This is a genomic window from Candidatus Neomarinimicrobiota bacterium (assembly GCA_021734025.1).
Taxonomy (GTDB): Bacteria; Fidelibacterota; JAANXI01; order JAANXI01; family JAANXI01; genus JAANXI01.
In genome coordinates, this window is record JAIPJS010000002.1 from 49,108 (window position 1) to 69,957 (window position 20,850).

At 48.7% G+C, this 20,850-nt stretch carries 19 protein-coding genes; all 19 read right to left on the minus strand.

Annotated features, from left to right (window positions below):
* Nucleotides 1-25: 25 nt before the first annotated feature.
* The 19 genes from K9N57_02445 to K9N57_02535 all read right to left on the minus strand — a co-directional run bounded on the left by K9N57_02445 (nucleotide 26) and on the right by K9N57_02535 (nucleotide 20,710).
* Nucleotides 26-1,309, minus strand: coding sequence for a tetratricopeptide repeat protein (locus K9N57_02445; protein ID MCF7803027.1), 1,284 nt, complete (start codon nucleotides 1,307-1,309; stop codon nucleotides 26-28).
* A gap of 14 nt (nucleotides 1,310-1,323) precedes the next feature.
* The gene (locus K9N57_02450) at nucleotides 1,324-2,568 is read right to left on the minus strand and encodes a hypothetical protein (protein ID MCF7803028.1); all 1,245 of its coding nucleotides are present in this window, start codon (nucleotides 2,566-2,568) and stop codon (nucleotides 1,324-1,326) included.
* A 1-nt stretch (nucleotide 2,569) separates the two neighbouring features.
* Entirely contained in the window at nucleotides 2,570-3,748 is a 1,179-nt protein-coding gene (locus K9N57_02455; protein ID MCF7803029.1) for a hypothetical protein, read from the minus strand.
* A 94-nt stretch (nucleotides 3,749-3,842) separates the two neighbouring features.
* Complete coding sequence (locus K9N57_02460; protein ID MCF7803030.1) at nucleotides 3,843-4,694, minus strand: glycogen/starch synthase; 852 nt, start codon at nucleotides 4,692-4,694, stop codon at nucleotides 3,843-3,845.
* A 13-nt stretch (nucleotides 4,695-4,707) separates the two neighbouring features.
* Nucleotides 4,708-5,556, minus strand: coding sequence for a tol-pal system protein YbgF (ybgF, locus tag K9N57_02465; GenBank protein ID MCF7803031.1), 849 nt, complete (start codon nucleotides 5,554-5,556; stop codon nucleotides 4,708-4,710).
* A 104-nt stretch (nucleotides 5,557-5,660) separates the two neighbouring features.
* On the minus strand, nucleotides 5,661-6,890 hold the full coding sequence (gene rodA, locus K9N57_02470; GenBank protein MCF7803032.1) for a rod shape-determining protein RodA: 1,230 nt from the start codon (nucleotides 6,888-6,890) through the stop codon (nucleotides 5,661-5,663).
* Entirely contained in the window at nucleotides 6,883-8,712 is a 1,830-nt protein-coding gene (gene mrdA, locus K9N57_02475; GenBank protein ID MCF7803033.1) for a penicillin-binding protein 2, read from the minus strand. Before mrdA ends, rodA begins: the two co-directional genes overlap by 8 nt.
* Complete coding sequence (gene mreD / locus K9N57_02480; GenBank protein MCF7803034.1) at nucleotides 8,709-9,194, minus strand: rod shape-determining protein MreD; 486 nt, start codon at nucleotides 9,192-9,194, stop codon at nucleotides 8,709-8,711. Before mreD ends, mrdA begins: the two co-directional genes overlap by 4 nt.
* A complete protein-coding gene (gene mreC, locus K9N57_02485) occupies nucleotides 9,191-10,006 on the minus strand; it encodes a rod shape-determining protein MreC (protein ID MCF7803035.1) in 816 nt (271 codons plus the stop codon). The genes mreD and mreC overlap by 4 nt, the downstream gene beginning before the upstream one ends.
* Before the next feature lie 24 nt (nucleotides 10,007-10,030).
* The gene (locus K9N57_02490; GenBank protein ID MCF7803036.1) at nucleotides 10,031-11,044 is read right to left on the minus strand and encodes a rod shape-determining protein; all 1,014 of its coding nucleotides are present in this window, start codon (nucleotides 11,042-11,044) and stop codon (nucleotides 10,031-10,033) included.
* Nucleotides 11,045-11,068: 24 nt separating this feature from the next.
* On the minus strand, nucleotides 11,069-12,628 hold the full coding sequence (gene purH, locus K9N57_02495; GenBank protein MCF7803037.1) for a bifunctional phosphoribosylaminoimidazolecarboxamide formyltransferase/IMP cyclohydrolase: 1,560 nt from the start codon (nucleotides 12,626-12,628) through the stop codon (nucleotides 11,069-11,071).
* 1 nt (nucleotide 12,629) lies between these two features.
* The gene (gene purN / locus K9N57_02500; protein ID MCF7803038.1) at nucleotides 12,630-13,277 is read right to left on the minus strand and encodes a phosphoribosylglycinamide formyltransferase; all 648 of its coding nucleotides are present in this window, start codon (nucleotides 13,275-13,277) and stop codon (nucleotides 12,630-12,632) included.
* A gap of 344 nt (nucleotides 13,278-13,621) precedes the next feature.
* A complete protein-coding gene (locus K9N57_02505; GenBank protein MCF7803039.1) occupies nucleotides 13,622-14,491 on the minus strand; it encodes a hypothetical protein in 870 nt (289 codons plus the stop codon).
* Between the two features lie 4 nt (nucleotides 14,492-14,495).
* A complete protein-coding gene (locus K9N57_02510; protein MCF7803040.1) occupies nucleotides 14,496-15,140 on the minus strand; it encodes a deoxynucleoside kinase in 645 nt (214 codons plus the stop codon).
* A gap of 23 nt (nucleotides 15,141-15,163) precedes the next feature.
* Nucleotides 15,164-16,537, minus strand: coding sequence for a tRNA (N(6)-L-threonylcarbamoyladenosine(37)-C(2))-methylthiotransferase MtaB (mtaB, locus tag K9N57_02515; protein ID MCF7803041.1), 1,374 nt, complete (start codon nucleotides 16,535-16,537; stop codon nucleotides 15,164-15,166).
* Nucleotides 16,537-17,541 carry an ABC transporter ATP-binding protein gene (locus K9N57_02520; protein ID MCF7803042.1) on the minus strand — a complete coding sequence of 335 codons (1,005 nt, stop codon included), beginning with the start codon at nucleotides 17,539-17,541 and terminating at the stop codon, nucleotides 16,537-16,539. The genes mtaB and K9N57_02520 overlap by 1 nt, the downstream gene beginning before the upstream one ends.
* Before the next feature lie 68 nt (nucleotides 17,542-17,609).
* On the minus strand, nucleotides 17,610-18,677 hold the full coding sequence (locus K9N57_02525; GenBank protein ID MCF7803043.1) for a glucose-1-phosphate thymidylyltransferase: 1,068 nt from the start codon (nucleotides 18,675-18,677) through the stop codon (nucleotides 17,610-17,612).
* A gap of 295 nt (nucleotides 18,678-18,972) precedes the next feature.
* Nucleotides 18,973-19,857 (minus strand): 3-hydroxybutyryl-CoA dehydrogenase, encoded by an 885-nt coding sequence (locus tag K9N57_02530; protein ID MCF7803044.1) that lies wholly within the window; start codon nucleotides 19,855-19,857, stop codon nucleotides 18,973-18,975.
* Nucleotides 19,858-20,281: 424 nt separating this feature from the next.
* Complete coding sequence (locus tag K9N57_02535; protein ID MCF7803045.1) at nucleotides 20,282-20,710, minus strand: endonuclease domain-containing protein; 429 nt, start codon at nucleotides 20,708-20,710, stop codon at nucleotides 20,282-20,284.
* Nucleotides 20,711-20,850: the final 140 nt, after the last annotated feature.

Consider the following 20,850-nt stretch of genomic DNA (forward strand, 5'->3'; position numbering starts at 1 on the left):
TTCCCTAAACTAAATCTACCAGAATTTAATTGCTCGGTCGGCTCACTGAACGATCCAACCAGCTATAGCAATCTTTGGACGGAGCGATCTCCGGCCCTTCATCTTCATGGAAGAACCAGTCCCCCTTGGATGGAATAAAGTTCGTCAAATATTCAATCCGTGCGTTTATCTGACCATAGCCCATGGAGACAGCCTGCTGATAGTCCTCATACGCCATTTGATATACCAGTTTATCGTTAAAATCGGGACTACCTCCGGAGCATTCCGCTGCCAGATTTTCGTATACTTTACCCCGGGTTGCGTAACCAAGACCGTTTTCCGAACCGGTATTGATTGCCCGGCTGGCCCAGTCCATAGCCTGCTGAAATTCCTTCATCTGGATATACAGTTCGGCAATATCGGCCACGATATCTTTCCGCTGGGGATCGATATTCAGAATTCCCCGGTATGCTTCAATGGCTTTTGCCGGCTGTTCCAGATTATCGTAAGCAGCAGCCAGGCGGTTCCATGCCCGAATATTTTCAGAATCAATTGAGGTTACCTCTCGAAATACATTGACCGCCTTCTGGTATTCTCCGCGTTCAAATAACTTTTCACCGTATTCAACACCGTATGTTGAATTTTCCTTGTTGTTCTCCCAGCGGGTTTTCAGCGCGTCAATCGGATCTTTTCCGGCTTTTTCCATCGCCGTAATTAAACTGCTCTGTGCCACGGAATTTTGCGGATCAATTTCCAACACTTTTTGTAAAATCTCGATTTGTTTATCAAACTGATTCGTTGAAAAATAGAGATCCGCAAGATCCATTAGATATTCCACGTTGGTGGAATCCAACGCCACTAACTCTTCCTGTATTTCAATTTGTTTCTGGGTTTGATTGGTAATCTTATACATGTAGGCCAAATTCTGATGCAGATAAAGATTATCCGGCAAATGCTCAAGCCCCTCAGCATATACTGCGATGGCAGAGTCCTGTGTACCTACCTCGCGATACGCATTGCCTAAATACAGGTAAAGATTTTCTGCCATGCCGGGCCCACATCCGAGTTCTCTGACCTGCTCGTAATTTTCGATAGCTTTTTCCCAATTACGCTGCTTATAGTATTCATAGCCGTTACTCAGCATGAACTCACACTTCGCCTTGTTTGCCTGGAGGATCGAATCCTGTCGGGCCTGGGCAACGCTGTCTTCATAGGCTTTTCGTTCTTCAGGTGTCATTTGAGGGGGTTGACACCCGATACTTATCAAGGCAACAACCGCAATCATTCCTGCGATTGCGATGCCTGAATATTTCCTAATTAGAGCTTCCATCAGTTCAATCTCCTTTACCTGTTACGTATTCCGCCACGGAACCAAGGTTCACTCACTGTAATTCCGAGAGAAAATCCTACACTTGTTTCAATTGGATCTGTGTCTGCATATCCGTTTCGTCGGGCAAACGACACTGACAAATCCATCCGGTTCGCACTTTCACCGAACGGTACGCCGATACCACCAACCCATGTCAGTCCGATGGATTGGTTCCCATTGCCACCGGATGTCAGGTATTGTCGCCACCGTATTCCCGATCGAAAAGCCAGCGTCTGCCACCAGTCCTCGGCCTCGTAATCGCTTGCATATTCAATGCCGCCACCGATCTCCAGACCGTCATTATTCATAGAAAAATTACTGGATGTTATTGCATTCAAGTCGGCTGTCGGATGCCAATAATTGACTTCGGCGACCCCCAACCACCGCCCGGTTAACCGGGCCTGGTAACCGAAGCTCATTTCCAACGGCCACAAAATATCCTCAATTTCATCGGTGGTTACTTCCGGAGTATTTACACCATTGTAATATTCAGACTCTTTCCGCAACATCAGCGAGAGCGGAAGTTCGATGCGGAAACCGAGGTTGTCCGATTTCGTAATCAGTGACCGGTACGCTGCCCCCAGAACTATATTCCCGCCATATACATTCGTACTGCCATTCACATATCTTGATGAATAGGAGGGGTCTTGCATCTCCAGCGTCCGTCGGGTATCAATCTGTCCAACGAGTAACGAATATGCTGTGCCTATGGAAATTTTTTCAGAAATCCGCCATCCGAACCCGATAAAATTACTCCCAACACCACCAGAGCCGGTTAAATCAATGGAATACCCTACGTTTTCGGCAGGATTTTCCAAAGATGGAATGCTGTCCTGGCGTGCATAATGATAATTCACAAAACTCAGGGGGGCGAATCCCAAGGCGATGCCCACATGTTCTCCAATCGGGAGATGAAAGTTAAAGCCATCAAATGCCGACCGGTTATTGGCCCCACCGGCATCATTGGTTACCCGGCTGGACTGAATTTGCGTCGTAATCCCCGTAAAATCCAGATAATGCCAATACGCTGGATTGATTAGACTAATTTCCTGAAAATCCGGCATAGCGACACCATTAACACCCAGGCCGTCTGCCCGACTTGTGCTCGGGAGTGTCAGATCGCCAAAACCGGTACTGGAGTACATCGATTGTGCAGAGTTGCTTACAGGCCAGTTCAAAATCAGCAGCCCACAAGCGAACAGTAAGATCCATCGCTTCATATTACTCTTGCACCTCGCTGTACAGTAGATTGAGTGTACTCTTGCCTGGATTTATCCCCAAATGCTGGATACCTTCACCTTCGTTTCGGTACCCCAGAATTAACCCGGTATTCACCGAATCCCCATATACGATGCGTTGTATGTATCGTCTGAGGTAAGTATTAGTTTCCGTAGACTTCACAGTCACCATCGTGTCTTCAGAACTGACTGAAATAGAAAGAACCCCCGAAGATGACGGAACGCTGAGAGACGATAGATCCGCCGGGGCCTGCTCACCTAAAAATATTTGGTGATTGCGTCCACCAGTAAAGGACTGCTGCCGATTCAGTACAATATTCATTGACACGGAATGGATATACACGTTCTCCGACTGTAAACTATCCAGGAGTCCTGCCCAGCGAAAGCTCATGCGCTTGGCCTCAGACTGCTGTACAATAATATTATCACCCGTATCAGCCGGGTAAGTCCCCGGTTCCAGATGGGCATAATCGGCTGTCGCAGAAACCTGGACGGAAAAAGTAGAATCTTCATTGGCCGTATCAGCCACAGTAAAATTCAGATAGGGCAATGAAGCTGAAGCCCTTGAATTCGCAAAGATCAACAAATCTGAACTGGGCGACCGCACCAATAGTCCGTTATTTGCAGTAGAAGTATCCTGCCAGTCATCGACTAAAGATTGCTGGATAGAGAACCGAAGCGGATTATTGGTGATAGAGTCTGTCTGCGTGGGATAGGTAATACTGTCTATTGCCGTTGTAGCATCAAACATACTCCAGTCAATGCTTTCCGAATCTTCATCCCAATCAGCCTGAAATTGATGGAGATATACCGAAGTCATCGGAATTCCGGATGTCGTATCAAACTCCAGATAATTCACCGGCATAACGAGCTCAACTGAACGGATCTGCTCGTCAATAACATTGTTCAGAGCACCGAAACTCTCGAACTTTAACAGACTCATCCCGGTGTAATCCCGGTACCCACCTATCGGATTTATCCCCAGGATTTCCCAATGGACATCAACGGTCCCGGTATTCGTGATAAGTGAATCCAGGTGTATTTGACGAAACTGGTAATTCTCCCCAAACAAATTGTTGTTCGGCTCAAAAGGCTGATCTTGTTGGCAGCCAACGAGACTATAAACGGTAACAATTAAGATTAAAGCTGCGATTCTCTGCATAAATTCCATAATTCCATAATTAACCATAAAAAAAGTCAAACATCAAACGATGTTTGACTTTCTTTGTTTCAACCATTCGTAATTTAACGAAATGTTATTCTTGTTCGACCGTCTCTTGTAACACGATTTCGAACTGATCCGCGAGGTTTCCCCATGCTTCCCCGGTGTCTTCTTCCCAGGAAAGAACCTTGGGAGCACTGTCCCGTCCTGCCAGAACTTCCGATAATTGTTCATCCTCCTTGGCCAATTTCTCCATATTGATTTCCGGAGAATTCACGAGGACGACTTCATCGGCAACGGCTGCAGCCACATCGATTAGTCGGGTATCGTCATCCAGGTCCAGTCCGATACTATCCGGGTCCACGCCGGCATCAAACAATACGTCAGGTGTAAAACTCGCCAGTTCCTCAACACTATGGAGCGCCAGGATAGCCTTACTCTCAGCAAAAAACTCTTCCCTCGCAAATAACCGTTTTTGCAGGACGATGGCAAATGCAGACGCCCAATCGTTGGCGATGACGACTTCCGGCTGCCAAAACAGTTTTTCCAGGGTACGTAATGCGATCTTTGAAAACAGGCCGAACCGCTCGGTATTATCTTTCAGCGGGCGCCCGTTTTTCGCCTTATACAATAGATGCGAAACGTCTTCGAAATATGCTGGTAAATCAAGAAAATATACCTGCACCTTGGTCTCAGGTACAAAGGCTGACCGCACATTCCCGGTAATCACTTCTGTGCGCCACTTTGCTTCAATATCCCGTAACCGGATTACTTCCCGCAATACGTACTTGCGGGATGAGATAAATCCGTATTTCGGCATAATCAACCGGATATCGTGATCGTTTTCCTGGATATAGGGCGGCAGGTTGTTCATAAACGTTGCCAGCTGACTTTGCTGGGCAAACGGAGCAATCTCTGCAGATAACATATAAATTTTTAAGGCCATAAGACTTTCTGTGTTAGAGTTGGCGGAGATATTCCACTGCCTTGGATCTATAATCACTGTCCGGATAAAAATCTACCAGCCGCTGAAATTCTTCTCTGGCCTTGTCCCGTTGTCCAAGATTGAGATAACAGAGTCCGAGTTTTAATTGAGCATCGTCATCTTTATTTGATTCTTTAAAGGTAAAAACTTTTTCAAACTCAACGATTGCGCGTGTATAATTTTTTAGCCCGTAATAACATTCCCCGATCCAATACTGAGCATTATCTGAAAGGTCGCCTTCCGGGTTGCGTTCAATCAGATCGGTGAACAGGGTAATGGCACGGTTATAATCTTTCTGGCTGTACACATTGTACGCCTGTTGATACTTGTCCCGGTATGCCTCTTTGGAGAGTTTGTCCGCAGAGGAAGTCCCCGACTGTGAGGCAGTACCGGTGGAAGAGCCTGGCCCCCCGACTTGTGCTTCTAACTTTTCGAACCGCGTCAGCATGTCAAATTTTGTACTGTCAATAAAATCAATACGGTCCTCCAGCATTGATAGTCGATTTTCCATTTGGATAATTTTATCGGCGATTGCCTGTTCGTTATCCAGGTCAAATTTTTGCCCTTCCCGTTCGGCGAGCATGGATTTGAGCTCTGAATTTGACTGCTCCAGGGCATTAATCGTCTGGCGAAGTTGCTCAACCTTCTGCTGAAGCGAATCCGCATTTTCAGAATATTGTTCAAGCTGGGAATCGTGCTCACTTACCTGGCGTTGCAAATCCTCTGGGGCAGCTGACTGATCGCCGCCGGAGCCACACTGTAGCAAAAGCAGTGAGATCCCCAATACCGGGATCATTTTGAGCAGGTACCGTGTGGTTTTCATGCAGCCTCCAATGATTATAATAATGGATTTAATTTCAGTCACTCAGTATCCCTAAAATTTACTATTTTCTGTCCGAAAGTCAAACATTTAAATAGTTACAAAGGCTACTCGATCCGCTCAGAATTGCTATTCAAAAGGAGCCCGATTGCGGCAAAACTCATAACCAAAAATGATCCACCATAGCTAAAAAAGGGTAAGGGTAAACCCGTGACCGGCATCAAGCCTATAGTCATAGCAATATTGACTGCTACGTGGAAAAAGAGCAGGCTGCCTACTCCCATTAACACCATTCCACTGAATTTATCTCTGGCCTCAGATGCCAGATACGTAATTCGGAGAAGGAGTAGCATAAACAACACCAGCAATACAGCCACCACAATAAAGCCCATCTCCTCCCCGACCACGGAAAAGATAAAATCCGTGTGTTGTTCGGGTAGAAACTTCAAGTGCGTCTGGGTGCCCTGGCCGATACCCCGCCCCCACATGCCCCCTGACCCAATAGCTGTTTGCGACTGGAGAACCTGGTATCCTGAGCCCTGGGGATCGAGGGACATATCGAAAAGTGTCAAAATCCGCGTCTGTTGATATTCTTTCAGGCTGCTCCAAAGCAACGGAGTGACTAATCCCAGCGAAACATTTCCGATGAAGTGAAATACACTCAGGAACAACGGCCGACGGGAAAAATAGAGCACCACCAGAAGTATGCCGATCCAAATGGCAAAAGTCACAAAGTTAAACGCCGTCACAATTGACACAAATGGTGCAAGGATAGCAAACAGGTAAAATAGTGGGACATTCGCCCAAAATAGCATTGGGAACAGGATGGCAATGTAGACCATCGCGGTCCCCAGATCCGGCTGCTGAAAGACGATTACCGTTGGGAAAAGCGTTAACAAAAACGGAATGGCCAGGGTCTGGGGATTCTGAATATTTAACCGGTAGCTGCTCAGGTATTTCGCCAGCGCAAGAATGAGTGCAATTTTCATGAACTCCGACGGCTGGAACTGGATCGGGCCGAGCCGAAACCAGCGACTCGATCCGGCCCCCGTTCCAAAAAACAACGTCAGAACTAACAAGACGAGTACAACCCCGTAAATGAGATAACTCCATTCAAAGAGAACCTTCTTCTCGAGAAAGTAGATCGCAAACAAACCTGTTAACCCAAGGAGTCCCCAAAGAATCTGTTTATGGAAGTTGTTCCCAAAATATCCACCTGAGCTCTCTAGCGTTGCACTGTTTAATGCAATCAGTCCCACCGTGAACAGCACCAGGCAGATAGCCAGGATCCCCCAGTCAAGATCAGATAATTTCTTCTGAATCCAATAGTTATTCATTCCCAAGTTTCTCCGAGAGCATGGTGGGGATAGCTGTGTTGTTCCGTGATTCCCTCAGTTCGATACTTTTCCGCATAATTTTTCCGGCAATGGGGGCGGCAATACTTCCGCCGGAACCGCCGTTTTCAATCAAGACAGCGATAGCCTGTATATCCCCCTTATATTTCAGTATTCCGATAAACCAGGCATGGGATTCACCGTGAGGATTTTGTGCAGTTCCCGTTTTCCCGAAGACAAGCGCAGAAGGAATCCTCGCCCAGCGGCCAGTGCCGTGGTCTCCGTTGATAACCCGATACATCCCTTCCAGCACCGTTTTATACGTGCTCGAATCCAGCGCAGTGATCCTACTTGTGGGATATTCGAACTTCTCGAGGTATCCACCCTCAGTCTCATATGCCACTCCGATATGCGGCGTCACGACTTTTCCGGCCGTCGCCAGAATCCCTGCGAACTTCGCCATCTGCAACGGCGTAGTCAGCACATTTCCCTGCCCCACCGTCATATTTAATAAATGTCCCTCGGACCACCCCCGCTCACCATACCGGTTGTCCATCCATTGCCGATCAGGCAGTAAGCCGGCAGACTCTTCAGGCAAATCAACTCCGGTCCGTTCACCAAACTGGAAGATCCCGGCATATTTTGCCCAGTTATCTATACCGACTTTTCTGATAAGCTGATAAAAATACACATTGCACGATTGCTCAATAGCATCGTACATATCCACACGCCCATGGCCGCCTTCACGCCAGCATTTAAACACGCGCCTGCCGAGTCGATAGTACCCCGGACAATTCACCGTCCAGTCGGTTGGCACTATATCTTCTTCCAGCGCTGCAATCGCGGTCACTAACTTAAAGGTAGATCCGGGTGGATATGTCCCGACTGCGCCTCGATTAAAGAGCGGCCGGGTGGTATCAGCCTGCAAGGTATGCCAGTCGCTAGCATTGATGGCTCCCGAGAACACTGACAAATTGTAACTTGGAGAGCTCACAAAACTCAGGATCTCTCCATTCTCGGGATTCATCATGACGGCTGCTCCCCTCAGAGTATCGAACATGGATTCCGCATATGTCTGTAATTCCACATCCAGGCTCAGATACAGATTCGAACCCGGATGGGGCAGTACCGGTTCCTTGTCCGGGACCGGCCCTATCTCCTGGCCGGAAGCGTTGACCTGTACATACTCGTATCCCTTTTTACCGCGCAGCACCTGCTCATACTGCCGCTCTATCCCACTCCATCCCATAAGATCACCCAGCTGATATTTTCCGGATCGGCGAATCCGGTTCATTTCCCGCTCATCAACCTCCCGAAGATACCCGAGAACATGCGCCAGAGAAGCCTCACTGGGATAAAACCGAATGGGATCGTTGGAGAGAAAAATTCCCGGCAAGTCCAATCGGTGCTCCTCCAGTCTTGAGATCGTTGGAAATGTAAGGCCGCTGGTGAGCCGCACCGGAATGAACGCTCCCCGGTATCCCTCCTGGAGCTGGAGACGTAATTCATCTCTCGACATATCAACATACTGCGCCAGTTCAGGGATCACTTCCGGCGAACGCCGGACCTCCCATGGAATAGCCGAGAGCATATACGTAAATCGATTATCCACCAAAAGATTTCCGAGCCTATCCATAATTAATCCACGCGGACCGGGATGTGCAACTTCGCGAATTCTGTTGGCTTCAGCCCTGGAGGCAAATTTCTGATGCTGATAGATCTGAAGATCATAGAATCGTATCATTAACACCAGAAACGTCACAATTACCATTCCCAGGACCGTTACAAGCCGCCCCTGGGAGACAATATTATCTTTGGAAATCATAGATGTTCAACGTCAACGGGTATAACGAATAAGAGCAGACTGCCAACGACGAGCGTATAAATAAACGATGGTAAAACCAGGCGCTGGAGCATCAACCCAAATGAGATTGGTGCGCCGGCGTAATAAATACCGTAATAAATCAAATTTCCCAGTAAGATGAGCAAGACTACGATTGCATACAGGATAAAAGGATTAATCACGTGGAATTTCCTCTGAAGAAATCCGGCGCCAAATCCCAGGATAGATTTTATAAGGGAGGAGATACCAATAAACGCGCTCGCTGCTACCAAATCCTGTAACAAACCGAAGCCAAACCCAAACAGAATCCCCGGAACCTTCCCTTCCCGGTATCCTACGTAAATAATGAACAGCATTATAAAATCCGGTTTGATACCAGCCACTCTGATCCAGTTAGCCAGTGTCATCTGTAACAACAGAATCAGGAGCCCCGCGCCAATATATTGAAACACACGGACAATCATGACTTGGTCGCCAATGAGTCAACTTCAGGGCGTTTCACAACTACGAAGACCTCTTCCAGTTCGTTAAAATTTGCAGACGTTCGCACCTGGATTCGTTTGTGATAGCCCGGAATTTCATTCGATGCTGTTATCACCTGCCCTACCTGCAGCCCTTCCGGAAAAATGTCGCTGTACCCTGATGTAATGACCGTATCTCCAACCTGAACGTCCAGTGTTTTCGGTACGTTATCCATGGTGCAAATATTATCGTGCTGCCAGAGAAGAATTCCGTTAGCGCGTGTCCGTTGGGTTTTTACGCTCAACCGGAAATTGACATCGGTGAGTAGCTGAACGATTGAGGCTTTATCTCCTGCCTCAATGATTTTTCCTACGACGCCTTCGGAGACCACTACCGCCTGATTTTTGTGGATGCCGTCTGCTGCTCCCAGGTTGATGGTTGCAGAATTGACCAGCGATGAAGTGCCCAGGTTGATAATTTTTGCGGGCTTTATTTTCAGCTTCGATTCATTCTGAAATCGCAGGAGTTTCCGCAGACGCTGATTCTCCAGCATGGCCTCTCGTCGTTGTTGGAGTTGAATCGAGAGTTCCACGACCCGTTGATGTAGTCGGGTATTTTCTACCTGCAGTTCATTCAGACGTTCAATTTTAAGTAATGGTTCCTGAACAAAGGCAAAAAAGTCAACGGCTTCCGCCCGGAAGGCATTCACCTGGGGATTATCGTTAGAGAACATCAGGACAAATGAAACCAGTACTGCTAGAACAAGGAGAATGTATTCCCGGAATTTATATATAAAATCATACAGGAAACTCACAAATGGAACTCATGACCTTCGGTGTTATGAAAGAACATCTGCGAACTTGCTCAGATTGTCCAAGACTTTCCCGGTACCTTTGACAACGGAAAGCAGCGGCTCCTCGGCCACATTCACCGGTAAATCCGCTTCAAGACGAATTCGTTGATCCAGCCCTTTGAGAAGGCCTCCGCCACCAGTCAGGATAATCCCGCGATCCAGGATATCGGAAGAGAGCTCCGGCGGAGTCCGCTCCAGCGCTTTTTTGATAGCGTTCACCAATATATCGATGGTATCTTTCAGGCATTCGCGAACTTCATCACTGGGAATTTCGATGGTTTTCGGAATTCCGGTTACCAGGTTGCGACCTTTCACGCTAATCATGACTTCGTCAATCGGAACGGCCGAGCCAACGGCAATTTTTATGTTTTCCGCAGTCCGCTCACCAATGAGCAGGTTGTGCTCGCGCTTAAAGTGCTCAATGATGGCGTCATCCAGCTCATCACCGGCCACGCGGACAGATTCCTTCGTCACAATACCGTTCAGTGCAATCACGGCGATTTCGGTGGTCCCGCCGCCGATATCCACGATCATGTTCCCCACCGGCTTGCTGATATCAATACCGATACCAACGGCCGCCGCCACCGGCTCTTCAATGAGGTAGACCTCTCTGGCGTTAGAACGTTCGGCGGAATCCTTTACCGCCCGTCGCTCGACTTCCGTGATTCCCGTGGGGACACAGATCACCATCCGGGGCCGCGACACTCGCGAGAGACGCACCTTTCGGATAAATCCCTGCAGCAATCCGTCGGTCATTTCAAAGTCGGCAATAACGCCATCCTTGAGCGGACGAATCGTTTCGATATCCTGATGGGTTTTCCCGAGCATTTCTTTGGCTTCGTTGCCAACGGCGATGACCTGGCCGTTCTGCTTCGCCTTGGCCACAATAGACGGTTCATTAATCAGAATTCCACGTCCTTTGACGTAGATCAGGGTGTTAGCTGTGCCGAGATCAATGGCTAAATCGCCGGATATCCATGGTACGTTTGGTAATTTCATATAGTTGCTCTTCTGTTCCTGCCCCTAATGCTTAAAATGCCTGTTGCCTGTCATAATCATTGCCATATCACGCTCATCAGCGGCTGCAATCACCTTATCATCCCGAATCGATCCCCCAGGCTGAATCACGGATCGGATCCCGGCGTCATACGCAATCTCCACCGCATCCGGAAACGGGAAAAATGCATCGGAGGCCATGGAAGCGTCTTCCAGAGATAACCCGGCCTCTTCCGCTTTCCTGATAGCAATTTTCACCGAGTCGACGCGAGACATCTGGCCTGCTCCGACACCGACTGCCTGCTCCTGATTCGTGAACACAATCGCATTGGACTTGGTGTGCTTCACCAGACGCCATCCGAGCTTAAGTGCTTTCATTTCTGTGTCAGTTGGATGCCGCTTTGTAGCGGCATTCGCGGTGATTTCAGCTATTTGCGGATCGCGTTGCTGAACCAGATACCCAGTCAATGCGGGACGAATTTCGTATCCCCCATCGGACAATTCCCCAGGATAACAGCGTATTATACGTAAATTTTTCTTGGATTTAAAGATTTTGATAGCTTCATCCGAAAAATCCGGTGCGACGATGCATTCGAGAAATGACTCCGTCAATGCCGATGCTGTGGCGCCATCCACTTCTTCGTTAAATCCGACGATGCCGCCGAAATAGCTCACCGGATCGGTGGTCACGGCCCGGCGATACGCATCTTCCGTTGAGCTGCCGTAGGCAAAGCCACACGGATTACTGTGCTTGATAATCACGCACGCCGTCTCCTGAAATTCTCCAATGATGCGGAGCGCTGCGTCGAGGTCCATTAAATTGTTGTACGAAAGCGGCTTTCCCTGGAGCTGACGTTTCGAAAAGTCGAACGGCTCATTACCGAGCAGATCGAAATACGCCGCATCCTGGTGTGGATTTTCACCATACCGGAGCGAGAGCGACTGCGAAAAATTCAGCGGCAGCAGCTTTGGAAATTCCGCTTCCTGCTCGCTGCGGGATTGTTCGCTGAAGAATTCCGCGATACTCTGCTCATATTGCATAGTATAGGCAAATGCCGTTTTTGCAAATGGTAACCGCAATGCATCCAGGCTGTCGGCATTTGATTGCTCCAGCGCCCGGCTCACCAGATCATATTGGCTCTCATGGCATATCGGGAGTACACTCTGATGATTCTTTGCCGCCGCCCGAAGCATGGACGGCCCACCGATATCGATATTTTCGATAATCTCCTGGAAATCTGCGTCTTTATTCTGCACCGTAGCTGTGAACGGATAGAAATTCACAACGACCCCGATAATCGGCTTAATTCCCTGATCGGAGATCTCTTGATTGTGCTTTTCATTGGAATTATCGGCAAGAATACCACCAAAGATCTTCGGATGCAGAGTCTTTACCCGGCCATCCAGAATCTCGGGGAATCCAGTCACATCCGACACATCGGTAACTTCAATTCCCTGTTCCCGAAGATAGGATGCCGTCCCGCCGGTTGAATAGATTTCCGCACCGTGCTCTACGAATGCCGTGGCAATCTTTTCCACACCAGGTTTATGATATACGCTGATCAGAACTGCACCAGATAATTCCATCTCAGATCTCCCATTCCTTTTCCGGGCCGGTATAAACGGTTTTATTATCCTTTGTCTCTATCCAACCCTTACTCAGCCAGCGGACCACCTTGGGATACGCCTTGTGCTCATACTCCAGTACCCGCGATGCCAGCGATTCGGCTGTGTCGTCGTCCCGCACGCGCACCGGATACTGATAGATAATCGGGCCATGATCGTAGATTTCGTCCACAAAATGCAGGGTAACACCAGTATATTTTACGCCGCGATTAATCACTGCCTCATGGACGTTCATTCCGTAATACCCCTTGCCGCCGAATGACGGTAACAACGCCGGATGTATGTTGACCATCTTGTATTGATATTGCCGAACCAGTTCCGCGGGGATTTTTTTCATATATCCCGCTAACAGAATATAATCTATACTATGTGAATTGAGTAGTTCGGAGATGCGCTGTATGTAGGCATCGCTGGAATCAAATATCGACTCCGTCTCATGATAAGCGGTCAGACCGAATTCCTCTGCTTTGTCCAAAACCGGCGCGGAAGCATTGTTGCTAATCACGCACGAAATCTCCCCATCGATGTTTCCGGATTCGATCTCCTGATAGACTGCTAGGAAGTTGGATCCCCGTCCTGAAGCGAATACGGCAAATTGTGGACGTGCCAAGCGCGGAACTTTCTACTGGTTATGTTATCGGGTTTTATTCAACGTCGAAAAATAATCAAACTTTACACGGTAGTCAACGGGATAACGACAGTGTTAAAGTGTTCAGGTGTTACCGTGTTTTAGTTCGGCACCTTCTTAATCTTACTCTCCCCGTAGGGATCCCTCTGGCATACTTCTAAACGGAGTCCGTATGTTGTCCGTTGTTAGTTGTAGAGATTTTTCCCGGTTCGTTTCCTGTCCGCGTATTTATTTTTACAACGAACAACCAGCAACGAACCACAAATATTTTCCCTTTCTCCTTTCTCCATAATATTCCCCAATACCCTACACCTTTATACCTTTCTTCAACCAAAAATCGACTTCAACACCACCGGCATAATATCAGTTAATGATTTCACAGACTTTGCCAGGGTATGACTATGCTTTCCCCAAATAATTGTTGGGACTTTATTCCGGTTATGCGTATTCGTACTCAGATCTTCCAGGTTTCCGTGGTCACTGACCAGAACAATGGTATGTCGTTGCAAATCAATTTCCAGCAATAACGCGATCATCATCTCCTTAATCTGCGCAAGGCGAAAATGGGCCGCAGATATATCCTGACGATGTCCAATGACGTCTGTGAGAATATATTCAAAGAAAACGAAGTCGTGTTTACCCAATAGTGATGCGAGAATCCGGCCGGATTGCATCGACCGACGGACAGGGACTCCAAAGCCGAACCGGTTCATAAACCTGTTCGTGAGATCGTGGGAAACAGCAGTTCCACGGTGAAGATCATTCAAGTTATGATAGTCAATTCCTGCGGCGAGCCAGCTCCAGGTGCTGACTGAGAATCTACTGTGCCGACGGCCAAAATACCCGGCGTGATAGGCATTGGCGAAAACCGGGCGTCCACCCCGATCTTTGATGTACTTTAATAAACTTCGCTCCGAGATGAGTTGACGCAATGCGGTCGTCGGAAATGCATTGACATGTCTGCCGGCAACCTTGGCGGCATTCTGGCCAGTCAGAATAGTCGCCTGCCCGGTGGCACTTTGCGGTAGTCCCGGTAATCCAAGGGTGGCATCTGTGGGGCACAGAACTCCACCGTGAAAGTCATACTCAATTTCACTGACGGGAAACGGCCGGTTTATATACTGCGAGACAGGATTCACCCGATCATCCGGCGGTGCGATCCCCACTCCGTCAAAAAACAACAGCAATGTACTCATAGAATCAGTCGGATCCGGATTCGCCTGGACAATACGATTCGATGACCTGCATCAATTGGTTGACCTTTTTCGTGTCTTCAAACACGTTGAAATTATCGGCGTCTACTATATGGATAGGGATATCATCTTTGGCATTTTTAATCCACCGCTCGTATGCCACGTTCAGCTGGTGCAGGTATTCCGGGGAAATCCGCTTTTCGAACTCTCTGCCGCGTCTGCGGATCCGGGAGATAAGCGTATCCGTCGATGCCTTGAGATAGATAATCAGATCCGGCTTCTTAAGGTACTCGGTCATTATGCCGAACAAATCGCGGTAATTCTGATAATCTCTGGTGGTCATATTCCCCATTTGATGCAGGTTATAGGCAAAGATCTCCACATCCTCGTAGATGGTGCGATCCTGCACGGCGGAGAAATCGCCCTCGGTCATCCGCTTATGGGTTTCGAATCGCTTGGAGAGAAAATAAACCTGCAGATTGAAGCTCCAGCGCCGCATATTGGCATAGAAATCGTCCAGATACGGATTGTCGATGACGCTCTCGTAAAACGGCTTCCAGCCGAACCGATCGGCGATAATGTCAGTGAGCGTGGTTTTCCCAACGCCGATGTTGCCGGCGATACCAACGAAATATGTGGATTGTTCGGTCAATTATTCCAATGATTATGCAATGGTTAGGCCGCCTCGACCTGTTCCCGGATAACATTTCCCTTGAGATAGTCACCGTCCCGTTCGGTGAGTTGCACCGGTAGGAGTTCGTTAATCAGTTCAGGCTGATACGGTATCCGGACTCTGGCGTAATTGCCAGTCCAGCCGTCAAGGTAGGTTTCCCCGTCTCCTGGCTCCAACAACACATCCCGGACGGTTCCTACCTGTTTATCCAGGAATTCCCGACGCTTCCGTTTGCTCAGCTGTCTCAGGACAAAGCTCCGGCGCTGGTGCGTCTGCGGATCAACCTGATTTTCCATGTCTGCAGCATCGGTCCCCATCCGCTGGGAATAGGTGAAGACGTGCAGATATGAAAACGGCAGCGACTCGATTAACTCGCAGGTTTCGGCAAAGTCGTCATCGGTTTCACCGGGAAAGCCGACCATCACGTCGGCACCAAGTCCGGCATTAGGCATGAGTGCGAATGCTCGCTCCACGACGTCCCGGTATCGTTTTGTCTGGTAGCGACGTCGCATCTTTTTCAGGATGCGATCGCTCCCGTTTTGGAGCGGCAGATGGAGATGCATACAGATCTTCGGCCGTTCTGCAATGAGCTGTAGCATATCGTCGGTCATCCGATCCGGTTCCACCGAACTCAGTCGAATTCTTTCCAGACCCGGGAGTGTCGACAGCCGGTCGAGGACGTCGATTAATTGGTTCCCGTCATCGTCTAGATACGTCCCGGTATTGACGCCGGTGAGGACAATCTCCTTATATCCGTTTTCGGCAATCTGCTGGGCCTGGTCAACGACTTGTGACAGTGGCAGTGAGCGTCCCGAACCACGGACACTCGGTATAATACAGAATGAGCAATTGTAATCGCAGCCATCCTGAATCTTCAGGAAGATCCGGGTTTTGCCCTCCATCTCCAGGGTGGGCACCGACTCCATGGAGCGATAATCGCCGGCGTCACACGCCAGCATCACTTCCGGCGTCGGATTCTTCTGCCAGACGTTCTCGCCTTTGGATTCATTGGAGAGCATGTCAAGTAATTTGAACTTTTCCTCTGCTCCGAGGATGAGATCGACGCCATCAATGGAAGCAATTTCGTCCGGATTGTGCTCGGCGTAGCAGCCGACTACTGCGACAAACGCTTCCGGTGATATGCGCAATGCGCGCCGAATCTGGCTTCGGGCTTTGGAATCGGCTTTATGGGTCACGGTGCAGGTGTTGATTACGTACAAATCCGCCGGATCATCTATGTCGACAATCTCATATCCATGCTCGTCAAATTGATGGGCAATGGTGGAGGTCTCGGACTGATTCAGTTTGCAACCGAAAGTGTGAAACGCCACCCGTTTGACCTCTGACGGTCGGAATGTCTCTTCGATCTTTGGCATTACGCAGCCTCTCCTACATTGGAGTCCTGTCTGGCATACATGCATGCCGCCCAGTGATCGGGCCGCAGCTCTTCCAGATGCTGCTCGACTTCGCTGCAATTTTCTCTCGCCACCGGGCACCGGGGATGGAAATAACATCCGGGCGGTGTATTTGCCGGCGACGGCACATCCCCTTCCAGCACCGTCCGCTTCTTCTTGTATTCCGGGTCCGCCACGGGAATAGCGCTCAGCAGCGCCTTGGTATACGGATGCATCGGGTTACTGTAAATATCGTCCCCGTCAGCCAGTTCGACAATTTTTCCGAGATACATCACTGCCACCCGATCGCAGATATGCTCCACGACACTGAGATCATGGGCGATAAATAAGTAGGTGAGGCCAAACTCCTTCTGAAGATCCTGCAACAAGTTAATAATCTGTGCCTGAATGGAGACGTCCAATGCCGAGACCGGTTCATCGCAGACAATAAATTTTGGTTCCACCGAGAGCGCCCGGGCGATGCCAATGCGCTGGCGTTGTCCGCCTGAAAATTCATGGGGATAACGCCGGGCATGCCGCGGCGCTAATCCTACCGTGTCAAGCAACTCGGCAACCCGCGTCTGAATCTGATCTCTGGGAACAATATTATGCAGCTTCAGCGATTCGCTGAGCATACCGCCGACGGTCATCCTGGGATTTAGCGAGCCGTAGGGATCCTGAAATATAATCTGGATCTCTTTGCGCATCTCCCGGAGTTCATTCTTTTCCATGGCCATGAGGTCTTTTCCCTCAAATATCACCGATCCGGCGGTGGGCTCAATCAGTCGTAACAGCGAACGGCCGGCAGTGGTTTTTCCGCAGCCGGACTCCCCCACAAGCCCCAGCGTCTCACCCTTCCGTATTTCGAAGCTCACATCATCCACAGCCTTCACCTGTCCCTGTACTGTGGAAAAGAGCCCCTTTCTGATGGGAAAATATTTTTTCAGTCCGTCAACTTTAACCAGTGTTTTATTTGTACCGTTCATAAAATCCTATTTTTTTAATGGGTGGAAGTGTTCCTACTCTTCCGGACCATCAGAGTTTCATGGGACCGTTACGTTAATTCAATTCGACTCTGATTACCAATAATGAACCGGTGCGTCCGGGGCTTGGGTGAAGCTCTGATAATTTCTGCTTCTTTACCCAGCAGACTACTCTCAATGCGGAGCGCCACATCGTCGATACGGCAGTCGTCCAGAATAATACTGTACTCCACCTCGCTGTTCAGAATCACCGTATTATCATAGATGGAGGTGTACGGTCCCACATACGAGTTTTCGATAACACAATTTTCTCCAATGATGACCGGGCCACGAATGTTCGAGTTGATGATTCTGGCACTTTCAGCGATTTCGGCCCGCCCAAGCACTGCTGAGTCTTCATCAATGCTCAGATCTACATAATTCGTCTTGAGATTGTCCAAAACCAACCGGTTCGCTTCCAGCAAATCCAACGGTTTCCCGGTATCCTTCCACCACCCGGTAATTTCGGAAAAACTCACCTCGTACCCGTGTTCAATGAGATACTGGTGCGCATCGGAGATCTCCAATTCACCACGATCGCTGGGTTCAATGTTGTTTACCGCTTCGAAGATATGTTTGTCGTATAAGTAAATCCCGGAAACCGCAAAATTGCTTTTGGGGTGCTCCGGTTTTTCCTCCACCTGGATGATCCGGTTATCTTTGATTTTTGGGACACCAAACCGCTCCGGATCCTTCACCTTTGCCAGAACCAGGTGACAGTTACTCTTGGCCCGCTCGAATTCATCGATAAATCGCTGTACACCACCAACCACAATGTTATCACCAAGATAAAAGATAAAGTCATCATCACCGATGAAATCCTCGGAGATCTTAATCACATGCCCCAATCCCAACGGCGCGCTCTGGGGAATATAGGTGATCTCAACGCCCCATCGGCTGCCGTCGCCAATGGCATCCTGCACGTCGGTACTGTCGGCATTTGTCACTATGCCAACCTCTGTTATCCCTGCCTGGCTGGCATACTCCAGTGCGTAGTGCAGAATCGGCTTGTTCGCAATAGGGATCAGGTGCTTGTTCTGGGTGTGGGTAATCGGCCGCAGCCGCGTGCCCCGTCCCCCGCTGGTGATAAGTGCCTTCATAGTACAGTCCCTCGAATTCAATTAGTCAGAAAGTTTAAGAAAAATCTTGTTGGAGAGTAAGGGATTATTTTCGGTCTCGTATTGAATCAAGGTAGTTCGATTACATAATACAGTCCTTCAATTGAGGTTTTAGAAGGAAGTATCGAGTACTGCGTATTACGTAAACAAAACTCTGCGCCAGTAATTACGTAATACACAGTACGTAATAATGACATTCCCACCTCGTGATAAGATTGCGAGGTTCTTAGCCTTGGAATCTCATTCCAGGGGTTCCCAACCGTATAGACATTTTTGCTCAGAAATTCAAATCCGCCGGCGTCGGTTCCTCACCGGAATAATCATAAAATCCACGGCCGGATTTTTTGCCATACATTCCCGATTGCACCATCTTTTTCAGGAGCGGCGGTGGGGCGTAGCGCTTTTCCCGATACTCATTAAACATAATGTCCGCGATATGATACGTGGTATCCAATCCGACAAAATCCAGCAGGGTCAGGGGACCCATGGGATGTCCGGCGCCCAGCTCCATGCCCTGATCAATATCTTTGATGCCGGCGACGCCGTTTTCTACCGCCCGAATGGCATCCAGCATATACGGAACGAGCAACAGGTTCACCACAAAACCGGAATTGTCCTTGCATTCGATGGGCTTTTTCCCCAGGTCTTCGGCAAAACCAAAAGCCGCGGCAAAAACCTCATCGGTAGTTTCAAGTGAACGAACCACTTCAACCAGTGGCATCCGGGGCACAGGATTGAAAAAATGCAATCCGACGAATCGTGCCGGATTTTCCGACACCGACGCCATATCTGTGATAGTCAGAGAGGAGGTGTTACTGGCAAAGATTGCCATTTCGTCACATACTTCCTCAAGTGCGCCGAAGAGTTCACGTTTCTCATCGAGATCTTCCACAATGGCTTCGATGATAAGATCGCATCCGCTGAACTCCTCCAGGTTAATCGTCCCATGGATCTTGTGGAGTGCTTCGTCCATCTCCTCCTGGGTGATTTGTTCTCTGTCCACCGATTTTCCCAGCGAGGCACGAAGCTTATCCAGCCCGCGATCCAAAAGATTTTGATTTACCTCCCGCACCACTGTTTCGTATCCCGCCAGCGCACAAACCTGGGCAATGCCTGACCCCATAATACCGCATCCGGCGATGCCAACTTTGGTAATTTTCATGATTTACCTCCTGTGGGACTGATGAATATTCAACCGCAGTTCGTTTCGGCGAACCCAATATCAATTGATGAAGTGCTCTGTTTTTCCACCGGCTTGTTCGCTGAAGCCGGCGGGTAACTTTCTTCCTATCCACCTTCCGCTTCTGAAGAAGAAGGGAAATACGTTTATATGCGCCTGAGTCTTATTTTCCCCTCTCTTCCGAAGAGAGGGGAATTAAAGGGGTGAGTTGTGTTTGTCTGCATTTAAAAATTCCGCTTTTCCCGGGTGATGGCTAGAAATATTTTTTTCTTAAAAAACACAACTCCATCCCCTGACCCCTTCCTCTTCGGAAGAGGAAGGGGAACGCGCTTCCAATCATCCGAGTCTTATTTTCCCCTCTCTTCGGAAGAGAGGGGAATTAAAGGGGTGAGTTGTATCTAATATCTCAGCGCCTCTGTTCTTCCACGATCCTGGAGAGTTGTTTAACAACCACCGGGAGTTGCTCCAAAATCATTTTATTCGTCCATCGTTCAATTCTGATATCATACTGCCGGATTATCTCCGATAGCCAGCGATCATATTCCCTCCGAGACCGATGTATTTTGCCATCCAATTCGATTGCCAACCGACATTCATGACTATAAAAATCAACGATGTAAAAACCCGTATCCCCTCTGTCTGTCACAATCAATGGAGCCTGTCGATAAAATTTTACACCTCCAATTTGCCGGTTTCGAATTGCCTCCCACATTTTTTTCTCAACTGGAGTTTGTTGTTGTCGGAGCTTCCGACATCGTTTTTTAATATGCTCCCGTAAGTCAGGATTAATGCTAGCAAGTGAAAATGGATTGTCTAAGGTGTTCATTTGTCGCATAACACGTAGAGTCTACAGATTCTTGCGTCGTTTCAACACAACTCCATCCCCTGACCCCTTCCTCTTCGGAAGAGGAAGGGGAACGCGCTTCCAATCGTCCGAGTCTTCTTTTCCCCTCTCTTTCGAAGAGCGGGAAACCA